This window comes from Streptomyces sp. NPDC041814 (assembly GCF_055590565.1).
Genome location: NZ_JBVJAM010000016.1, coordinates 175,111 through 193,734, shown reverse-complemented (window position 1 = coordinate 193,734; position 18,624 = coordinate 175,111). Strand labels below are relative to the sequence as shown.

Below are 18,624 nucleotides of genomic sequence, written 5' to 3'. Positions count from 1 at the left end.
CGCCGCCTCCGCCAGAAGATCGAGGACGTCCCGGGCAGCCCCCGCTACATCCAGACGGTCCGAGGCTTCGGCTACCGCTTCGGACCTCTGGGGGGGGGGGGGGGGGGGGGGGGGGGGGGGGGGGGGGGGGGGGGGGGGCCGCCCCCCGGGGGGGGGGGGGCGCGCGGGGGGGGGGGGCCCCCCCCCCCGCCCCCGTTTCAGGTGAGCGCCGGGGCCGTCAGGCGGCCGTCCAGCATCGTGACCGTCCGGTCCACGCGGTCCAGGTGGGCGCGGTCGTGCGTGACCAGGACCGTCGCCGTGGACCGCTGCCGGGTCAGCGTCACCAGCAGGTCCAGGACGGCCGCGCCGCGTTCGTGGTCCAGGGCGCTGGTCGGCTCGTCCACGAGCAGCAGGGCCGGGTCGTTCATCAGGGCCCGCGCGATGTTGATCCGCTGGCGCTGCCCGCCGGAGAGCTGGTGGGGCCTGCGGCCGGCCTGCCCGGCGAGACCGACCGCATCGAGCAGGCCGAGCGCCCGGGCCCTGGCCGCCCCGGCCCGGCCGCCCGACAGATGGGTCATGACCTGGAGCTGTTCGACCGCGGTCAGGGACGGAAGCAGGTTGGGCTGCTGGAAGACGATGCCGACGCGCTCCCGCCGCAGCGCCGCCTTCTCCGCGCGCCCCAGCCCCGTGGTGTCCGTACCGGCGACGACCACCGCGCCGTCGTCCGGGGTGACCAGGGTCGCCGCCACCGCGAGCAGGCTGGACTTGCCGGAGCCGGACGGGCCGACGACGGCGGTGAGGGTGCCCGCGGGCACGTCGAGCGTGACGCGGTCCAGCGCCGTGAGCCGCCCGTCGCCGTCCGGGTAGGTGAGGGTGACATCGGTGAGCGTGAGGGTCATCGGGCACTCCCGAGCGCGGTGAGCGGGTCGACGGCGGTGATCCGCCGGATGGACAGGGCGGCCCCGGCCGCGCCGAGGGCGATCATCACGGCGGCCGGGACGAGGACCGTCGCCGCGTCCAGGACGAACGGCACGGCCCCGCCGGAGACCAGGGCGCCGATGCCGGAGGCGAGGGCGGTGCCCAGACCCGTACCGACGGCGAGCATCACGACGGCCTGCCCGAGCGCGTCCCGGAGCAGATACGGGGTGGAGGCGCCCAGCGCCTTGAGCACGGCGACGTCACCGCTGCGCTGGATCGTCCAGACGGTGAAGAAGGCTCCGATGACCAGGGCGGAGATGGCGAAGAGGAAGCCGCGCATCAGCTGGAGGGAGCCGTTCTCGGCCTGGTAGGAGCCGATCGCGGTCAGCGAGTCGTCCAGCGACAGCGTGCGGGTGCCGGCCGCCCTGTCGCCCGCGGCCAGATCGGCGGCGCCGGTGGTGGTGAGGGCGATCACGGTGGCGCGCCCGTCCCCGCTTCCGGACCGCCGCCAGTCGGCGAGGTCGGTCCACACGACCGGGGTGTGGCTGTACGAGGCGTCGCCCGCGACGGCGGACACGGTGGCCTCCCGGCCGCCCAGGGTCAGCCGGTCGCCAGGGCTCACTCCCAGCTCGTCGGCGCCCCCGCGCGAGAGCACCACCTCACCGGGGCCGACCCGGGCGGGCGCCAGGCCGCTGCCGGGCTCGACGCCGAACGCGGAGACGGCGGCGGTGCGCTCCCCCGTTCCGGCGGTGGCGTTCAGGGTCCGGATGCCGAGCGGGTGCGCGGACTCCACGCCGGGCCGCCCGGCCCAGGCGCGTACGGCGGCCTCGCCGACGGCCGAATCGGTGAAGGACACCGACCGGCCGTCCGGCGGGGCGGCGAAAGCCAGGTGGTCGGCGTTCAGCCCGGTGACGGCCGAGGTGTTCTCCCGGGCCAGCCCGGCGGTCAGGCCGGACAGCAGGCCCACGAGCAGGGTGATCAGCACGATCACCGTGCCCATGAGGGCGAACCGGCCCTTGGCGAACCGTAGGTCTCTCCATGCGACGAACATGGATCCAGCGTCGTCTCCCCCTGCCCCGGAAACATCGCCCCTGGGCTGGTCACGACATCAACCTTTCGATTGACCGGCCCGGGGCGGGCCGCGCCTAGGCTGGAACATCATGGAAACGCGTGTCCATCCCCCCGTCGCCGCCGCGCTGCGGCTGTGTCTGCACGGGCTGATGCTCGGCCTGCTGGCGCTCACCGCCGTCAAGGCGTTCACCGCCGGTGTCCCGCACCCCGGCGCGGTGACGACGGTCGCCGGGGTGCTGGCGGCCGTGTACGGGGCGGGCGCGGCGGCCAGGTCCGTGCAGCCGGGGACCCGGGCGGGCGCGGGGTGGCTGGCGGTGCTCGGGGTGCTGTGGGCGGCGCTGCTGGTGCTGTCACCGGACGCGCTGTGGGTGGCCTTCCCGCTCTACTTCCTCCAGCTGCATCTGCTGCCGACGCGCTGGGGCCTGCCCGCCGTGGCGGTGACGGCGGCCGCCGCCATCGCGAGCTTCCTGCTGCACGGGCAGGCGGTCACCCCCGGCACGTTCATCGGTCCGCTGCTCGGCGCGGCCGTCGCCGTCGCCACGGTCCTCGGTTACCAGGCGCTGTTCCACGAGAGCGAGCGCCGCCGCGAGCTCATCGAGGAGCTGGTCGCGACCCGTGCGGAGCTGGCCGAGGCGGAGCGCACCGCGGGCACGCTGGCGGAACGCGAGCGGCTGGCCCGGGAGATCCATGACACCCTCGCCCAGGGCCTGTCCTCCATCCAGCTGCTGCTGCGCGCCGCCGAACGGGCGCTGCCCGGGGATGCCCCGGCCGCCGCCCATGTGCACCGGGCGCGCGAGGCGGCGCAGGACAACCTCGCCGAGGCACGCCGCTTCGTCCGCGCGCTGACCCCGCCCGACCTGGCGAACGGCTCCCTGACGGCCGCGCTGGAACGGCTGTCGGCCCGCGCCACGACGCCCGCGCTCACCGTGCGGTTCGCGGTCAGCGGCACACCGGTCGAGCTGCCCACGCCGTACGAGGTGGCGTTGCTGCGGACCGCCCAGTCGGCGCTGGCCAACACCGTGCAACACGCCGGGGCGGGGCGGGCGGAGATCACGCTGAGCTTCATGGACACGTCGGTGTCGCTGGATGTGGTGGACGACGGACGCGGCTTCGCGCAGGACGTCGCGAGGGCAGGCGCCACGGAGTCCGGCGGCTTCGGGCTGCCCGCGATGCGCTCCCGGGCCCGCTCGCTCGGCGGCACCCTGAGCGTCGAGTCGGCGCCCGGCCAGGGCACCGCCGTCGCGCTGACGCTCCCGCTGCCGGTGGGCCGGGCCGGGCGGGAGGCGGCATGAGCGGGCCCGTCCGGCTGCTGCTCGCCGACGACCATCCGGTGGTACGGGCGGGGCTGCGGGCCGTCCTGGACACCGAGCCGGACTTCCGGGTCGTCGCGGAGGCCGCCACCGCCGAGGAGGCGGTCGCCCGGGCGGCGGCCGGCGGGGTGGACGTCGTGCTGATGGACCTCCAGTTCGGCGCCGGGATGCACGGCTCGCAGGCCACGGCGGCGATCACGGCCGCGCCGGACGCACCCCGGGTGCTGATCCTGACGACCTACGACAGCGACGCGGACATCCTGGCGGCGGTCGAGGCGGGCGCGGCGGGCTATCTGCTGAAGGACGCGCCGCCCGAGGAGCTGGCGGCCGCGGTCCGCACGGCGGCGGCCGGGCGCTCGGCGCTGGCCCCGGCCGTGGCGCACCGGCTGATGGACCGTATGCGCACCCCCGCCCAGGCGCTCACCAAGCGCGAGCTGGAAGTGCTGCGACTGGTCGGCGAGGGCCTGTCGAACGCGGAGATCAGCAAGCGGCTCTTCCTCAGCCAGGCGACCGTGAAGTCCCATCTGGTGCACATCTACGCGAAGCTCGGCGTCGACTCGCGCACGGCGGCCGTGGCGGCGGCCACGGCCCGCAGGCTCATCCGCCGCTGAGACCACCGGAGCCGCCGGCCGCCCCGCCCGTTCAGCGCTGCGGCGGCTCACCGAAGAGGTCGACGGCGACCCGGACGTCACGCAGGGCCGCGGCCAGTGCGCTGACCGAGCCGATCGCCCCGGCGATGAGCAGCAGCGAGCGGCGCAGCCGGGGGATCTCGGGTGCCCCGCTCAACGCCATCGCGTCCAGCGCGGCGAGCTCGTCCTCGGCGATGACCCGGTCGGGGAACTGCCCGGGATGCCCTGCCAGGGCCCGCCGGAGCCGGGAGACCGCGGTACGCAGCTCCGCCACCCTGGGGTCCTCACCGCTGGCGGTCACCCGCTCCTGCCCGACGCTCTTCAACAAAGCTCCCCCTCGCACGTCCTTGTGCCGGTGTCGTTCCGAACGGTCCCGGGACCGTGGTCAAGTGTCCGGGGATGCGGGCAAGTTAACGCCATAAAAGGTGCTGGGCGCCACTCCGCGTACGTAACACGCGCCGCAGAGGTACGAGGCGGTGGGCGGGAGCGGCCGCCGTGGGGTATCCAGGCGGCATGACACACGCACAGATCGCCGGACTGCTGCTCGCCGCGGGCGGGGGCCGCCGGCTCGGCGGACGCCCGAAGGCCCTGCTGGAACACCGTGGCGGACTGCTCGTCGAGCACGCGGTGCGCACGCTGCGCGAGGGCGGCTGCGGACCGGTCCGGGTGGTGCTCGGCGCCTCGGCCGACGAGGTGCGGGCCCGCGCCCGGCTGGACGGCTGCGGTGTGAGCGTCAACCCGGAGTGGACCGAGGGCATGGGCTCGTCGCTGCGGACGGGGCTGGACGCGCTCGCGGGTACGGGCGCGGACGCGGCGCTCGTCCTGCTGGTCGACCAGCCGGGGATCGGGGCGGAGGCGGTGGCCCGGGTGGGCGCGGCGTACCGGGACCGGACGAGCCTGGCGGCGGCCTCGTACGCGGGGGAACGCGGGCATCCGGTGCTGTTCGGGGCGGACCGGTGGACGGACGTCGCGGCGGGTGCGGTGGGCGACCAGGGGGCGCGGGCCTATCTCCGGGCGCACCGGGCGGCGCTGACGCTCGTGGAGTGCGGCGACGTGGCACAGGCGTACGACATCGACACTCCGGCGGACCTTTCACACCTGGAGTGAGCGTCCTGGCACGCTGCGCCCACACGCGGGCCGGTCTGTCGACCCGAAGAATCTCGATATCAACAAACCATTGAACTTCCACCATGAGGAAACTACTATCCACTGTTCAGAAGCCCTCTGCACCTCAGACGGCGGCCACAGCCGTATCCCGGAGCCCTGGCACGCCGTGCCGAATCGGGCGGCCCGGCGGCCGTGACGCCGTCCGCACCGCCCGCTGAAGGAGTGACAGCTCATGTCCGCACCAGCGCCGTCCTCGCTGGCCATCGTCGATGCCGAGCCCCTGCCCCGGCAGGACGAGGTCCTGACCCCCGCGGCCCTCGCGTTCGTGGCCGAGCTGCACCGCCGGTTCACGCCCCGGCGCGACGAGCTGCTCGCCCGCCGCGGTGAGCGCCGCGCCGAGATCGCCCGCACCTCCACGCTGGACTTCCTGCCGGAGACCGCGGCGATCCGTGCGGACGACTCCTGGAAGGTCGCGCCGGCCCCGGCCGCGCTGAACGACCGCCGGGTGGAGATCACCGGTCCGACCGATCGCAAGATGACCATCAACGCCCTGAACTCGGGCGCCAGGGTCTGGCTCGCCGACTTCGAGGACGCCTCCGCGCCCACCTGGGAGAACGTCGTCCTCGGCCAGCTCAACCTGATGGACGCGTACAACCGCTCCATCGACTTCACCGACCCGAAGTCCGGCAAGTCGTACGCGCTGAAGCCGGCCGACGAGCTGGCGACCGTCGTCACCCGCCCGCGCGGCTGGCACCTGGACGAGCGCCACCTCCAGCTCGACGGCACCCCCGTGCCCGGCGCGCTGGTCGACTTCGGCCTGTACTTCTTCCACAACGCCCAGCGCCTCATCGACCTCGGCAAGGGCCCGTACTTCTACCTGCCGAAGACGGAGTCGCACCTGGAGGCCCGCCTCTGGAACGACATCTTCGTCTTCGCGCAGGACGAGCTGGGCATCCCGCAGGGCACCGTCCGCGCCACGGTCCTGATCGAGACGATCACCGCCGCGTACGAGATGGAGGAGATCCTGTACGAGCTGCGCGACCACGCCTCCGGGCTGAACGCGGGCCGCTGGGACTACCTCTTCTCCATCGTGAAGAACTTCCGCGACGGCGGCGCCAAGTTCGTCCTGCCGGACCGGAACGCGGTGACGATGACCGCCCCGTTCATGCGGGCGTACACCGAACTCCTCGTCCGCACCTGCCACAAGCGCGGCGCGCACGCGATCGGCGGCATGGCGGCCTTCATCCCGTCCCGCCGCGACGCCGAGGTCAACAAGGTCGCCTTCGAGAAGGTCAAGGCCGACAAGGACCGCGAGGCGAACGACGGCTTCGACGGCTCCTGGGTCGCCCACCCGGACCTCGTCCCGATCGCCATGGCCTCCTTCGACGCGGTCCTCGGCGAGAAGCCGAACCAGAAGGAGCGCCTGCGCGAGGACGTCTCCGTGGCGGCCGGCGACCTGATCGCCATCGACACCCTGCACGCCAAGCCCACGTACGAGGGCCTGCGCAACGCCGTCGCCGTCGGCATCCGCTACATCGAGGCGTGGCTGCGCGGCATGGGCGCGGTCGCCATCTTCAACCTGATGGAGGACGCGGCCACCGCCGAGATCTCGCGCTCGCAGATCTGGCAGTGGATCAACGCGGACGTGGTCTTCGAGAACGGCGAGCACGCCACGGCGGAGCTGGCCCGCGAGGTCGCCGCCGAGGAACTGGCCGCGATCCGCGCGGAGATCGGCGACGAGGCCTTCGCCGCCGGCCAGTGGCAGGAGGCCCACGACCTCCTCCTCCAGGTCTCCCTGGACCAGGACTACGCGGACTTCCTGACCCTCCCGGCGTACGAGCGGCTGCGCTGACGTCCGCCCGCTCCACATGAGCCCCGCGCCCCCGGTGTACGCCTCCGGGGGCGCGGGGTCTTCGCGTTCAGCCGACGCGGATCGCGGTCACCTCGTGGACCATGGCCGCGCTCGTCGCCGGTCCGTTGCAGGTCAGTTGGTGCGGCGGGGCGCGGTGTGCGGTGACCTCCACGTCGTACGCGGTCGCGCGGGGCGGCGGGCCGGTGACGCGGATCAGCCAGTGCTGTCCGGCCCTGGAGGTGCCGGTGACCGTGTAGTCGTGGCGGCCCGCCGGGCCGAAGCGGGCGAGCACCGCGGCGACGGCCGCCTGCTGGGCCGGGAAGAGGTCGGTGTACCCGCGCAGGTGCGTGGCGTGGACGCGGCCCGCGAGGTGCTGTTCGACCGCGGTGACGGCCGAAGCGGCGTCCAGGCCGCCGTAGTAGACGCCGTCGGGGGCGACGAGCACGTTGGCGGCGAAGCGGTCGCCGCCCACGTGGGTGCACTCCCACACCAGGCCGGGCCACCGCTCGCTCAGCGCGCCTGCCACCGGGCGTCCGCGCACCGCGCAGCAGGTGTCGTGGCGGCCGTGGGTGCAGACGAGGACGACGGTCGGGAGCCCCGTCTCCCCGTGCTCCCCGGGCGCTTCGAGTACGTCGGCGACGCGGGCCAGGTCCTCGTCGCGCTCCCAGGTCCCCCACTGCTGGCGGTGGGCGCCGGTGCCGTCGTGGCGCAGGACGGCCCAGCGCCGGGGGCCCGCGTCCGGAGGGCGGCGGCCGTGGCGGCGGATCAGGAGGATGCGGGCGCGCACCGCCCGGGCCGCCTCGTAGAGCAGGGACTTCGGCACGGGGTCGAGCGCGAGGCCGTCGTAGCCGTTGGCCGGCCAGGGCGCGTGGTACTCCACGAGGACCCAGACCAGGCCGTACGGGGCGGTGCCCGGGAGCGCGTCGCCGCGGGCCCGGGCGGCGTCGGCGCAGAAGAAGCGTTCCGCTGTCACCGGAGGCGTTCCGGGCTCACTGAGCGGCCGGGACGAGGACACCGGCGCGCAGCAGCCTCCCCGCGCAGGCGAGGCCGAGGTCGGCGGCGATGCGCACCTCACCGGCGAGCAGCCGGGCCAGGGCGGGCAGGTCCGCGTCCGGGAAGTCCAGCCAGCCGACCCGGGTGACCAGGCGGCGGCCCTCCAGCCGGGCCTCCAGCGCGCCCCGGAGGCGGACCGGGGTGCCGGGGGCCAGGCCGTTGACGGCGGCGAGCTGGGCGAGCGGGCCGAGCGGTGCGGGGCGGGCCTGGGCGCGCCGGGTGCGGTGGAAGTGCGGGGCGGGGTCGGCGCCGGCGAGGGCCGCGGTGAGCCGTTCGCGTACCGGAGCGGTCTCCTCGTCCGGGTCCGCCACTCCCAGCGGCAGGGAGCCGCGCATCCAGGGGTCCTCGCGCAGCTCCGCGAGCGCGGCGCGCATCAGCTGTTCGGCGAGCGCGTACCGGGTCCAGGTGTGGACGCCGAGCGTCAGGTGGACGGAGACCTCGCCCTGCGCCTCGGCGGCGTGCAGCCAGCCGCGCGGCAGGTAGAGGACGTCGCCCGGCCCGAGCACGGTGTCGAGGTGCGGTTCGCCCCCGGCGGCCTCGGCGACGGCGTCGCGGTGGTCGGTCCAGGGCTGGTCGCGCAGCGGGGCGGGGTGCACGGGGCGGTGGACGATCCAGCGCTTGGTGCCCTCGGTCTGGAGCACGAACACGTCGTGCACGTCGTAGTGGGCGTCGAAGCCGCGGTTCTGCGGCGGGGTGACGTAGGCGTTGGCCTGCACCGGGTGACCGAGTTCGGCGGCGAGCGCCGCGGTGAGGTCGCCGACGGGGGCCCAGGTGCGCTGGAGCGCCTGCAGGACGAGGGTGGCGCCGTCGGCGAACTCCCGCCACAGGGCGGTGTCGTCGGCCTGGTCACCGATGGTGGCGCCCACTCCGGCGGGCGAGGTGAACGAGGCGTCGGGGAGCGTGGCACCGTTCTTGGCGACGCGGAGGAACGGCGTACGCAGTCCGCGCCGCGAGACGAGTTCGTCCACGGCGGCGGCGGGGAAGAGGTCGGAGAAGTCACCGGCCCGCCGGGTGAGCAACGCCTCGCGGCCCCAGAAGTCCCGGGCGAACACGGCCCGGTCCGTGCCGGGCGTCAGGCGTGACTCCAGGACCCCGGGGGCCGCGCTCGCGGCCCGGGGGCCCTGGACACGGGTCGGGGATGTGCTCAAGAACGGCCCGCGCCGCCGTCGGCCCCGCCGTCCTGGACACCGGGAGTGCCTGCGGCACCGCCGTCGGCCGGACCCTCGGCGCCACCGTCAGCGCCGCCGTCGTGGACGCCCGGCGTACCGGCCGCGCCACCGTCCGCAGGGCCCTCGGCGCCGCCGTCGGCACCACCGTCCGCGCCGCCGTCCGCGCCGCCGTCGGCGCCGCCGTCCGCACCGCCGTCATGGACGCCGGGCGTACCCGCCGCGCCACCGTCCGCAGGGCCCTCGGCCGCGCCGTCGGCGCCGCCGTCGTGGACGCCCGGCGTGCCCGCCGCGCCACCGTCCGCGGGGCCTTCCTGCTGGTTCGGGTCCTGCTCGGGGCTGGTCATGGTTCCTCCCGCGCGTCGAACGGCTGGGGCCGGACCCGTGAGAGAGCCCGGTGGTGAGGCACGGCGGTGCCACGGGGGCACCGCCGCGACCAGCCTACCGCTATGGGCGGTAAGTCTCGATTTGAGGGAAATGAACCGGTAACAGGCTATTTCAGCCCGTTGTCCAGGGCGCTCATCAGCGTGCCCTGGGTGGTGTCGCCCGACATCTCCCAGACCATGACGCCGAGCAGCCCCTTGTCCTTCACGTAGTCCGTCTTCTTGCCGATGGACCAGGTGTCGTCGAAGGACCACCACTGGCTGCCGGTGTAGCCGTACGTCGAGACGGACTGCTCGTCGTGATGGACCGTCATCGTCGGATAGGCGCCGATGAGGTTCGAGTAGCCCCGGGTGCCGGCCTCCTCGGCGAACTGTCCCGGGGCGGCCCCGCCCGCCGGCTGCCACTCGCCCGCGACGCCACCGTCGGTGACGCCCTGCCAGCCCCGGCCGTAGAACGGGATGCCGAGGGTCAGCTTGCGGGGTTCGACGCCCGCGTCGGTGTACGCCTTGATGGCACTGTCGGCGCTGAAGTGGAAGTCGTACGGGTCCTGCGTGTCGTTGTAGAGGTTGGCCTGGTGGCCGGTGCGGTTCGGCTCCCAGGAGTTGTCGCTGCCGGAGCCGTGGAAGTCGTAGCCCTGGACGTTGGCCACGTCGAGCGAGTCGAAGACCTTGGAGAGGTCCCAGCCCTCGTCGATCTTCTGCGGGTCGGCGGGGGTGAAGGCGGTGAGCAGGCGGTGGCCGCCGCCCAGCGCGTCGAGCTGCTTGCGGAACTCGGCCAGCAGCAGGGTCAGGTTGTCCTTGTCGTCGGGCGAGTAGTGGTTGCCGGGGTGCCCGGTGCCGGTGCCCGGCCACTCCCAGTCGATGTCGAAGCCGTCGAAGATCCCGGCCGCGCTGCCCGGGCCGCCCGCGCCGTTGTACTCGGGCAGGTTGCCCTTGATGTACATGTCGATGCAGGAGGAGACGAACTTCTTGCGGGCCGCGTCGGTGGCGGCCACGTCGGAGAAGTACTTGGAGTACGTCCAGCCGCCGAGCGAGACGACGATCTTCAGGTCGGGGTGGAGCTTCTTGAGCTTCTTCAGCTGGTTGAAGTTGCCGCGCAGCTTGGCCCAGCCGTCGTCCGCGACCCCGTCCACGGACTGGGCGGCGCTGAACGGACGGGCGTAGTCGGCGTCCGCGTCACCCGCGCCGGTGCCCTGCTCGGGGTCCTGGGGGTCGGCGGTGGTGCCCTTGGTGACGCCGTTGAGGCACGTGAGGTTGTTGGGGTCGATGTTGGCGAAGGCGTAGTTGACGATGTCGAGCTTGCCGGCGGCTCCGGAGGTCTCCAGGTTCTTGACGAAGTACTGGCGGCCGTAGATGCCCCACTGGACGAAGTAGCCGACCTTCGCGTAGTTCCCCGCCCCGACGATGTCGTCGGTCTTCACCGTGAGTGCGCTGCTCGCCGGGGAGGCGTTGTCGGCGGCGTCGCGGGCCTTCACCGTGAAGGTGTACGAGGTGGAGGGCGACAGGCCCCCGACGGTCGCGGTGGTCGTGGTGCCGGAGACCGTGGTGGCCAGCGCGGAGCCCCGGTAGATGTCGTACGCGGCGACGCGCTGGTTGTCCGTCGACGCGGTCCAGGCGAGCGTCACGGACGAGGAGTCGGTGGCGGTGGCGCGCAGGGCGCCGGGGGCCGTCGGGGCCGAGGTGTCGGTGGCCGGGTCGACGGTCGTGACGGTCAGCGGGGCACTCTCGGCGGAGACGTTGCCCCGGGTGTCCTTGGCCCGGACGGTGAACGCGTAGGCGGTGGCCGGGGTCAGGCCGGTGACGGTGGCGGAGGTGGCCGCGGTGGCGGAGCCGACGACCTTGCCGCCCGCGAGGATGTCGTACGAGGCCACGGGGAAGTCGCCCGCGGTGGCGGCCGTCCAGGACAGCGTCGCGGTACGGGCGGTGACGTCGGTCTGCTTCAGCCCCCCGGGCGCACCGGGGGGCGCGTCGGCGGAGCCGTCGCACTTGTCACCGTTGATCCTGCATCCGGTCGGCGCGGTGATCGGGCCGGTGGCGACGAACCAGAAGCTGTACGGCTCGGTGCTGCTGTGCGCGGCGACCGTGCCGTTGTAGTGCGCGTTGACGGCGGTGATGTGGCTGCCCTGGGTGGTGGTGGTCCCGTTGTACGAGGACTGGATCGCGACCCCGGAGGGCAGGTCGAACTCCAGGCTCCAGCCGGTGACGGCGATGTCCGTGTCGTTGCGCAGGACGTAGGTGCCCTTCCACCAGGGGCCGTTGTCGGCGGAGGTGAAGGTCGCCGTGAGCTTGCCCGCCGCGTGCGCGGGGACGGCCTGCAGGGACAGGAGCGTGAGGAGGAGGCCGAGAACGGCGAGCAGTGCGGTCGCCGTTCTCCGTCTGAGCGGCATGTGCTCGAACATGGTTTCTCCCTTACGGCAGGGACCGGTGAGGCGGTCCTCGGGGAGGTGCGGATGTCGTGCCATGGAGCACACGGGAAGGTAATTGGTCTGGACCAAGTCGTCAATAGGTACAGACCACTTGAGATTCGCGAGCGGTCCCGCCGCGCGCACCCCCGCGCCCGTTGGTGCAGGTGTGCGAATTGATCGCCTTCGTGGTTAGGATCACCGACGGCAAGGCTGTAGCGCAGAGGTCGTCGCGCCCTAGCAGCAAGCTGGAGGACGTCGGTTCGAATCCGACCGGTCTTGCCACCTTTTCACAGACGGGGGTAAGTGATGTCGCAGCCGATGCCGGTGCGCTGTCCGGCCATTGAACATCCGGACCTGCCTCTCGCCGATCCGGCGCTGCTCGGGCCGTTGCTCGACCGCCTGGCGGGGGCGGAGGCCGTGGGGGCGGACGAGACGTTTCCGCTGGGCGCGCTGCGCGCCGACGGGCGGGTCGACCTGTGCAAGCAGGGGCTCGGCGCGTCAGGTGCCGCCCGGGTCATGCCCGCCGTCGCCCGCTCCCCGCACGCCATCCACGTACTGCTCGGCACCAACTCCCTCGGTGACGAGGGTGCTTCGGCCGTGGCCGCGGCGACGGCCGGGTCCGGGCACGGGCTGCACACCCTCTACCTCGGCTGCAACCGCATCGGCGTCGCCGGGGCCACCGCCCTCGCCTCCGCCCTGGCCGACGACGCCACCGTCCGGGCCCTCTGGCTCAAGCGCAACCCCCTCGGCGACGCGGGCGTCCGCGCCCTGGTCCCGATGCTGCGCCGCGACACCGCCCTGCGCACCCTCGACCTGGTCAACACCGGGGTCACGGCCGACGGTCTGGCCGCCCTGCTCGACGTCCTGAGCACCCGTCCGCGCCCCGTCGAACGGCTCTTCCTCGGCGGCAACGGCCTGGGCGCCGACGCCGCCCCGCTGCTGGCCCGGCTGATCCTGGACGCGGGGGTGCGGGAGCTCTACCTGCCGTCCAACCACCTCGGCGACGAGGGTGCGGCCGTCCTCGCGGGCGCCGCCGACCCCGCCCGCCCGATCCGGCTCGGCCTGGGCGGCAACGGCATCGGACCCGAAGGAGCCCGCGCCCTGGCCGGTGCGCTCGACGGGATCGAGACGCTCGACCTGGGACGGCCGCCCTCGGAACGCAGCCTGGGCGCCCCGCCCAACGCCACCGGGGACCTCGGGGCGCACGCGCTGGCCGAGGCACTGCCGGGCAGTCCGCTGCGCCGCCTCGAACTCAGCCACACCGGGCTGACCGGCCGCGGTGCGAAGACCCTGCTCGCCGCCGTCGCACCCGCGTCCCGGCTGGAGTACGTGGGCCTGGGCCCCGGGCTGCCTCGCCGGGTGAAGCGGTCCTTCGCGGCGCTGCTGCGGCCGGACAGCGGGGCACACGCCGATCTGCGCGCGGTCAGGAGCCTGTACCGGTGAGCCCGCGGGACGTCCGGCTGTTCCTGTCCTCGCAGGAGGCGTCCAGCTGGCGCCAGGTCCGGCGCTACGCCGTGCCGCGCTCCGTGATCGAGCAGTCCGCCGCGCTGCGGGAGGCCGGCGACTGGCGCGGGGCCTGCGCGGCGGCCGGCTTCGACGTGCGCGTCGACCCGGACGTGGTCTCCGCCCGGTACGGCACCGAGGTCGCCGAAGCCCTCCTCGCCGACCTCCGGGACCTGGTGCCGGACCTGCTGCGCTGGCACCTGCCCCGGATGCTCGCGGGCCGCTCGACCCTGGCGACCGAACGGACCGTGCTCCTCGCGGGCTACGGCTCCGCGCCGGACGCCTTCCTCCACATGTCCACCCCGCCCATGGTCGACGGCCCCCAGCGCGTGCCGCTCCGGTTCGGCCCGCCGCGGCGCCGGGACTCGGCCGGCCTCACCGACGACTGGCGGTCGCTCGGGCACCTCTGGCGCGCGAGCCGGGCGCACGAACTGCGCGCACGGGCCGGCGGCGCGGACCGGCTGCCGTTCCTCGCCGCCGACGGCTCACCGCTTCCGGTGGCCCGGCTGCCGCACGGCGACCCCGGCCCCGGCGACGAGGTGGCCCGCGCCGAGTGGCTGAATCTGCTGCACCACGAGGGCCGCGTGGCGGAGGCGCTGGCCGCGGCCGGAATCGAGTGGGACCCGGAGCCGCCGGAGATGCCCGCGTACTACCGGACCGCCCCCGAGACGATCGTGGCCCGTCTCGCGCTGGACGTGCCCCGGCTGGCGGCGGAGGTGCACCGGTTCGCCGCGCTCGGCACGGCGGAACGGTTCCAGATCGGCCACGACTGGCGGGCCCGCGTCCTGCTCGACTTCACCGGACCCGGCCTCGGCGGCCGGCTGCGGATCAAGGTCGTCAACCGCGACGCCGCCACGGGCGCGGCCTTCCTTCCCGAGGCGCTCTGGCGCAGGCTGCCCGACCTGGACCTGCTCAGCGACGGCGTGCTGACCCCGGCGGACCTGCATCCGCTGGTGGCACGGTCGCTCTTCCCGGACCACCGGGGGCCGTCCGGTCCGCCCGGGGTCGCCCCGCCCGCGCCGGTGCGGGTGCGCTGCCGGGGCGACTGGCACGAGGTCCGCTTCCGGGACGGGACGCTGGACTCCCCGCACACCGCGCAGGAACGGCAGCGCGAGAGCGCCCTGCGCGCGTTCGGCGGGGCGGTCACCGGCTGCTTCGCCGTGGAGCACGCCTGCCGCACCGGGACGGGCCGGCTGCCCAGGGCGCTGGCCGCCCAGCGGCGCGACCTCTTCCTGCGCGCCCAGCACGGCGACACGGCGGGGGTCCTGGCGCTGCTGGACGCGGGCGTCGACCCGCACCTCCGGGACGGCGGCAGGCACACGCTGCTCCACGTCCTGCCCCTGCTCGACCACACCGTGCTGCTCCCCCGGCTGCTGGCGGCCGGCCTCGACCTGGAGGCCAGGGACCACCGCCAGCGCACCCCGCTGAGCGTCGCCGTCTCGGGGCGCGGGACGGCGGCACTCGTCCGGGACCTGCTCGACGCGGGCGCCCGGATCGATGTCAGCGACCAGACGGAACTCTCGCTGGAACAGATGATCCGCAAGTACCGGCGGTCCGATCTGAGGTTCCTCGCGGAACGGGTGCTGAAGGAGCACCCGGACGCGGGCGCGGAGTGGTGGGACGAGTGGAACGAGGACGACGCCGACTCCGACGCCGACGAGGAAGAGGAAGGTGAGGACGCGTGAGCACCGTGGCCCCCGGCGTCCCCGCACAGGCGCCGCCGCATCCCCTGGACGCGGCCGACGCGCTCGACCGGCGGCTGCGCGCCACCCGGACCGAGACGGTCGCCGATCCCCAGCTCGAAGCGCTGGCCCTGGCGGTGACGGCCAATCAGCCGGTGCTGCTCTGGGGCGAGCCGGGGATCGGGAAGTCGGCGGGGCTCGAACAGCTCGCGGCGGGCCTCGGCCTGGACCTGGAGACGGTCATCGCCAGCGTGCACGAGCCGTCCGACTTCGCGGGGCTGCCCGTCGTCGGGGACGACCCGGCCACCACCGGGGTCCCGATGGCGCCGCCTGACTGGGCGGTCCGGCTCGCCCGCAAGGGCCAGGGGCTGCTGTTCTTCGACGAGTTGTCGTCCGCTCCCCCGGCCGTGCAGGCGGCCCTGCTGCGGGTCGTCCTGGAACGCCGGGTGGGCAGCCTGAAGCTCCCCGCCGCCGTGCGCATCGTCGCGGCGGCCAATCCGCCGTCGAGCGCGGCGGACGGCTGGCACCTGAGCGCTCCGCTCGCCAACCGCTTCGTGCACCTGCGCTGGACGCACGACCCGCGCACCGTGGCACGCGGCATGGCCGGCACCTGGCCCGAGGCGCCCGTCCCCGTGGTCGATCCCGCCCGGACCGCCGGTGCGGTGGCCCGGGCCCGGGGCGCGGTCTCCGGATTCCTCACCGCGCGCCCGGGTCTGGTGCACCACCTCCCGGCCGACGCGGAGGGCCGGGGCGGGGCCTGGCCGTCGCCCCGGACCTGGGACATGGCGCTGCGGCTGCTCGCCACCGGCTACGCGACCGGCACCGGCCGGGACGCCGTCGCCGCCGCCCTCGCGGGGGCCGTCGGGGACGGGGCGGGCATCGAGCTCCTGTCGTACCTGGAGAACCTGGACCTGCCCGACCCGGACCGGGTGCTGGCCGATCCGGACGCCTTCGCGCTGCCCGAGCGCGGCGACCGGCAACTGGCGTTCCTGATCGCGGTGGTGGCCGCGGTCCAGGCCGAGCCGACCCGGCCCCGCTGGGAGGCGGGCTGGGCGGTGCTGGCGAAGGCCGTCGCGGCGGGCGTCCCGGATGTGGCGGCGCGGGCGGCGGTGGACCTGGCGTCGATGCGGCAGCCCGACTGGCCGGTGCCGGAGGGCATCGACGCCTTCCTGGAACTCCTCCAGCTCTCCGGCGCGCTGCCGGGCAGCGGCTGAGCCCGTGTCCGTACCGGAGGGACGACCCGCGAGGCTCCTGCTGGACCACACCAAGCTGCTCGCCGCGCGGTACCGGGCGGCGAGCGACCGCCCCTATCTCGCGACGGCGCTGTACGCGCTGTCGGTGGTGGAGAGCGACCGGGTACCGACCATGGGCGTGGACCGGCACTGGCGGTGCTATGTGTCGCCCGCCTTCGTGGCGCGGACGCCGGTGGCCGAGCTGGCCGGGGTGTGGGTGCACGAGGTCGCCCATCTGCTGCGCGACCACCACGGCCGTGCGGCCCGGCTCCCGGCGGCCGACCAGCGCGACGCGCACCGGGTCAACGTCGCCCAGGACTGCGAGATCAACGACGACCTGATCAGCGACGGACTGGCGCTGCCGGAAGGGCGGGTGGAGCCGGGGCTCTTCGGGCTGCCGGCCGGTCAGCTCTTCGAGACGTACCTGCCCGCGCTGCCGCCGGGGCCGCCGCCGCACAACTGCGGTTCGGGCGCGCACGGCCGCCCCGAGCCGTGGGAGCTGCCCGGTGCGGAGGGACCGCCCCCGCTGGGCACGACGGAGGCGGAGGCGCTGCGGAGGCGTACGGCCGAGACGATGCGGGCCCACCAGCGCACCCGGGGCACCCTTCCGGCGGGCTGGCGGCGGTGGGCCGAAGAGGTCCTGGAACCGGTCGTGGACTGGCGGCAGGCGCTCGCCGGTGCGGTACGGGAGGCGGCGGCCTGGGCCTCCGGGGCCGTGGACTACACCTACCGCCGCCCGTCCCGGCGCAGCGCGGCCCTGCGCGGCGTCGTCCTGCCGACACTGCGCCGCCCGTTGCCCCGGGTGGCCGTCGTGGTGGACACCTCGGGCTCGATGGGCGACGACGAACTGGCGGCCGCGCTGGGCGAGGTCACCGGGGTCCTCCGGGAGGTGGGCATCCGGGGCAACCGGGTCTCCGTGCTGGCCTGCGACGCCGATGTGCACGCCGTCTCGCGGGTGACCTCCGCCGACCAGGTCGCGCTGGGCGGGGGCGGCGGCACCGACATGCGGGTGGGCATCGCCAGGGCCCTGGCCGCCCCGGAGCGCCCCGGCATCGTGGTGGTCCTCACCGACGGGTACACCCCGTGGCCCGACGAGCCGCCCTCGTCCCGGATCGTCGCCGCGCTCATCGGAACGGACGCCCCGCAGCCGCCGTCGTGGATCGAGACGGTCCGGGTCCCCCTCTGACGCGGCCTCACCGTCCGAGCACCACCGTGAGCGGGTCCGAGAAGTCGCCCCACTTGCCGTCGGGCAGCTGGGCGCGCAGCGTGATCGCGTGACTGGTGCCGCGCGGTTCGGTGGTCGTGTACTGGTAGGTCGCCCGTGCGGTGGGCGGTTCGTCGCCCCAGGCGATGGTGGTGGTCATCTTGCCGTCCAGGTACAGCTGGTACGTGCGGATCTCGCCGTACGCCTTGGGCGGTGCCCACTCCAGGTCGACGGCGTACTCCTTGCCCTGGACCTTGGTCCTGGCCCGTAGGCCGGTGGGTGCGGTGCTCGCCGGGGCGCCGGGGGCCGACGCGGTGGTGAGGTGGAAGGCGTTGCTGTCGGGCGAGGAGGTGTTCGCGGCGTCGCGGGCCCGCACGGTGAAGGTGTAGGCCGTGCCGGGGCGCAGCCCGGTCAGCCGTGCCGTGGTTCCCGTGCCCGGCACGGTGTGGATGCGGGTGCCCTCCTGGTAGACGTCGTACGCGGTGACGCCGACGTCGTCCGTGGATCCGCCCCAGGAGAGGGTGGCGGCCCGGTTGCCGTCGGCCTTGCCGCGCAGTTTCACCGGCCGGGTGGGCGGCCCGTGGTCGGCGGGCGTGGGGGCGGGGGTGGTGACGCGGACGGCCGCGCTGGGCGCGGAGAGGTTGCCGGCGGCGTCGCGGGCGCGGACGGTGAAGCTGTACGCGGTCGACGCGGTGAGCCCCTCCACGTCGATCATCACCTTGGACGCGGGAACGGCCTTGACCTTCTTGCCCTCCCGGTAGACCTCGTAGCCGGTGACGGCCGTGTCGTCGGTGGCGGCCTTCCACATCACGTGCGCGGAGGTGGCGCTGCTCGCCTGCACCGTGACCCCGCGCGGTGCGGTGGGCCTGCTGGTGTCCCCGTGGTCCTCGGAGCCGGAACCGGAGCCGGAGCCGCAGGCGGTGGCGAGTGCGGCGAGGAGCAGGGCGGCGGCGCAAGCCGGCGCGCGACGCGTGTGAGGGGATCGCACGGTGGTGCCTTCCGTCCGGAAGCAATGGTCCAGACCTGTATCGCATGCGTCGGCCCCCGCACACAAGAGCCCGGAGCCGAACCTTCCGCAATGTGCCGGTGTGCCCCGCCCGTTGGGCAGTCGGGCGCCTGACGTACCGTCG

Annotated in this window: 16 protein-coding genes, 1 tRNA gene and 1 pseudogene; 11 read left to right on the top strand and 7 right to left on the bottom strand. The window is 74.6% G+C overall.

Annotated elements, in window-relative coordinates; genetic code table 11:
* Positions 1-90: pseudogene (locus ACZ6C6_RS31995) on the top strand (winged helix-turn-helix domain-containing protein); the annotation flags it as partial.
* Positions 91-197: 107 nt separating this feature from the next.
* Here ACZ6C6_RS31995 and ACZ6C6_RS31990 read toward each other — a convergent pair.
* Positions 198-878, bottom strand: a complete 681-nt coding sequence (locus ACZ6C6_RS31990; protein WP_469207937.1) for an ABC transporter ATP-binding protein — start codon at positions 876-878, stop codon at positions 198-200.
* The gene (locus ACZ6C6_RS31985; RefSeq protein WP_469207935.1) at positions 875-1,948 is read right to left on the bottom strand and encodes an ABC transporter permease; all 1,074 of its coding nucleotides are present in this window, start codon (positions 1,946-1,948) and stop codon (positions 875-877) included. Before ACZ6C6_RS31985 ends, ACZ6C6_RS31990 begins: the two co-directional genes overlap by 4 nt.
* Before the next feature lie 109 nt (positions 1,949-2,057).
* On the opposite strand from ACZ6C6_RS31985, the gene ACZ6C6_RS31980 reads away from it, so the two are divergent.
* Together ACZ6C6_RS31980 and ACZ6C6_RS31975 are read left to right on the top strand one after the other, a co-directional pair.
* The gene (locus ACZ6C6_RS31980; RefSeq protein WP_469207933.1) at positions 2,058-3,260 is read left to right on the top strand and encodes a sensor histidine kinase; all 1,203 of its coding nucleotides are present in this window, start codon (positions 2,058-2,060) and stop codon (positions 3,258-3,260) included.
* Entirely contained in the window at positions 3,257-3,889 is a 633-nt protein-coding gene (locus ACZ6C6_RS31975) for a response regulator (protein WP_469207931.1), read from the top strand. Before ACZ6C6_RS31980 ends, ACZ6C6_RS31975 begins: the two co-directional genes overlap by 4 nt.
* Before the next feature lie 31 nt (positions 3,890-3,920).
* Here the strand turns inward: ACZ6C6_RS31975 and ACZ6C6_RS31970 are convergent, their stop codons facing one another.
* A complete protein-coding gene (locus ACZ6C6_RS31970; RefSeq protein WP_469207929.1) occupies positions 3,921-4,235 on the bottom strand; it encodes a DUF5955 family protein in 315 nt (104 codons plus the stop codon).
* 185 nt (positions 4,236-4,420) lie between these two features.
* Here ACZ6C6_RS31970 and ACZ6C6_RS31965 point away from each other — a divergent pair, with 185 nt between their 5' ends.
* Entirely contained in the window at positions 4,421-5,014 is a 594-nt protein-coding gene (locus tag ACZ6C6_RS31965) for a nucleotidyltransferase family protein (protein ID WP_469207927.1), read from the top strand.
* Positions 5,015-5,246: 232 nt separating this feature from the next.
* Complete coding sequence (gene aceB, locus ACZ6C6_RS31960; RefSeq protein WP_469207925.1) at positions 5,247-6,866, top strand: malate synthase A; 1,620 nt, start codon at positions 5,247-5,249, stop codon at positions 6,864-6,866.
* A gap of 67 nt (positions 6,867-6,933) precedes the next feature.
* On the opposite strand, the gene ACZ6C6_RS31955 is transcribed toward aceB, so the two are convergent.
* Together ACZ6C6_RS31955 and ACZ6C6_RS31950 are read right to left on the bottom strand one after the other, a co-directional pair.
* Entirely contained in the window at positions 6,934-7,839 is a 906-nt protein-coding gene (locus tag ACZ6C6_RS31955) for a sucrase ferredoxin (RefSeq protein WP_469207923.1), read from the bottom strand.
* A 16-nt stretch (positions 7,840-7,855) separates the two neighbouring features.
* Entirely contained in the window at positions 7,856-9,067 is a 1,212-nt protein-coding gene (locus ACZ6C6_RS31950; protein ID WP_469207921.1) for a cupin domain-containing protein, read from the bottom strand.
* Here ACZ6C6_RS31950 and ACZ6C6_RS31945 point away from each other — a divergent pair.
* Positions 9,058-9,489, top strand: coding sequence for a hypothetical protein (locus ACZ6C6_RS31945; RefSeq protein WP_469207919.1), 432 nt, complete (start codon positions 9,058-9,060; stop codon positions 9,487-9,489). The two genes, ACZ6C6_RS31950 and ACZ6C6_RS31945, sit on opposite strands and share 10 nt — an antisense overlap.
* An 89-nt stretch (positions 9,490-9,578) precedes the next feature.
* Here the strand turns inward: ACZ6C6_RS31945 and ACZ6C6_RS31940 are convergent, their stop codons facing one another.
* Positions 9,579-11,867 carry a glycosyl hydrolase family 18 protein gene (locus tag ACZ6C6_RS31940; protein WP_469207917.1) on the bottom strand — a complete coding sequence of 763 codons (2,289 nt, stop codon included), beginning with the start codon at positions 11,865-11,867 and terminating at the stop codon, positions 9,579-9,581.
* A 212-nt stretch (positions 11,868-12,079) separates the two neighbouring features.
* Between ACZ6C6_RS31940 and ACZ6C6_RS31935 the strand changes: the two genes are divergently transcribed.
* From ACZ6C6_RS31935 to ACZ6C6_RS31915, 5 genes are all read left to right on the top strand, one after another.
* Positions 12,080-12,155, top strand: a tRNA-Cys gene (locus ACZ6C6_RS31935).
* Positions 12,156-12,179: 24 nt separating this feature from the next.
* Entirely contained in the window at positions 12,180-13,316 is a 1,137-nt protein-coding gene (locus ACZ6C6_RS31930) for a leucine-rich repeat domain-containing protein (RefSeq protein WP_469207915.1), read from the top strand.
* Positions 13,313-15,061, top strand: a complete 1,749-nt coding sequence (locus tag ACZ6C6_RS31925; RefSeq protein ID WP_469207913.1) for an ankyrin repeat domain-containing protein — start codon at positions 13,313-13,315, stop codon at positions 15,059-15,061. Before ACZ6C6_RS31930 ends, ACZ6C6_RS31925 begins: the two co-directional genes overlap by 4 nt.
* Complete coding sequence (locus ACZ6C6_RS31920) at positions 15,058-16,272, top strand: sigma 54-interacting transcriptional regulator (protein WP_469207911.1); 1,215 nt, start codon at positions 15,058-15,060, stop codon at positions 16,270-16,272. The genes ACZ6C6_RS31925 and ACZ6C6_RS31920 overlap by 4 nt, the downstream gene beginning before the upstream one ends.
* A 4-nt stretch (positions 16,273-16,276) precedes the next feature.
* Positions 16,277-17,476: a vWA domain-containing protein gene (locus ACZ6C6_RS31915; RefSeq protein WP_469207909.1), complete on the top strand. Its 1,200-nt coding sequence runs from the start codon at positions 16,277-16,279 to the stop codon at positions 17,474-17,476.
* A gap of 7 nt (positions 17,477-17,483) precedes the next feature.
* On the opposite strand, the gene ACZ6C6_RS31910 is transcribed toward ACZ6C6_RS31915, so the two are convergent.
* On the bottom strand, positions 17,484-18,482 hold the full coding sequence (locus ACZ6C6_RS31910) for a fibronectin type III domain-containing protein (protein ID WP_469207907.1): 999 nt from the start codon (positions 18,480-18,482) through the stop codon (positions 17,484-17,486).
* Positions 18,483-18,624: the final 142 nt, after the last annotated feature.

Bases quoted from the DNA above. Each gene is read 5' to 3' on its own strand.
- ACZ6C6_RS31990 (WP_469207937.1), bottom strand. From the start codon at position 878: ATGACCCTCACGCTCACCGATGTCACCCTCACCTACCCGGACGGCGAC.
- ACZ6C6_RS31985 (WP_469207935.1), bottom strand. From the start codon at position 1,948: ATGTTCGTCGCATGGAGAGACCTACGGTTCGCCAAGGGCCGGTTCGCC.
- ACZ6C6_RS31980 (WP_469207933.1), top strand. From the start codon at position 2,058: ATGGAAACGCGTGTCCATCCCCCCGTCGCCGCCGCGCTGCGGCTGTGT.
- ACZ6C6_RS31975 (WP_469207931.1), top strand. From the start codon at position 3,257: ATGAGCGGGCCCGTCCGGCTGCTGCTCGCCGACGACCATCCGGTGGTA.
- ACZ6C6_RS31965 (WP_469207927.1), top strand. From the start codon at position 4,421: ATGACACACGCACAGATCGCCGGACTGCTGCTCGCCGCGGGCGGGGGC.
- aceB (WP_469207925.1), top strand. From the start codon at position 5,247: ATGTCCGCACCAGCGCCGTCCTCGCTGGCCATCGTCGATGCCGAGCCC.
- ACZ6C6_RS31945 (WP_469207919.1), top strand. From the start codon at position 9,058: ATGTGCTCAAGAACGGCCCGCGCCGCCGTCGGCCCCGCCGTCCTGGAC.
- ACZ6C6_RS31940 (WP_469207917.1), bottom strand. From the start codon at position 11,867: ATGTTCGAGCACATGCCGCTCAGACGGAGAACGGCGACCGCACTGCTC.
- ACZ6C6_RS31930 (WP_469207915.1), top strand. From the start codon at position 12,180: ATGTCGCAGCCGATGCCGGTGCGCTGTCCGGCCATTGAACATCCGGAC.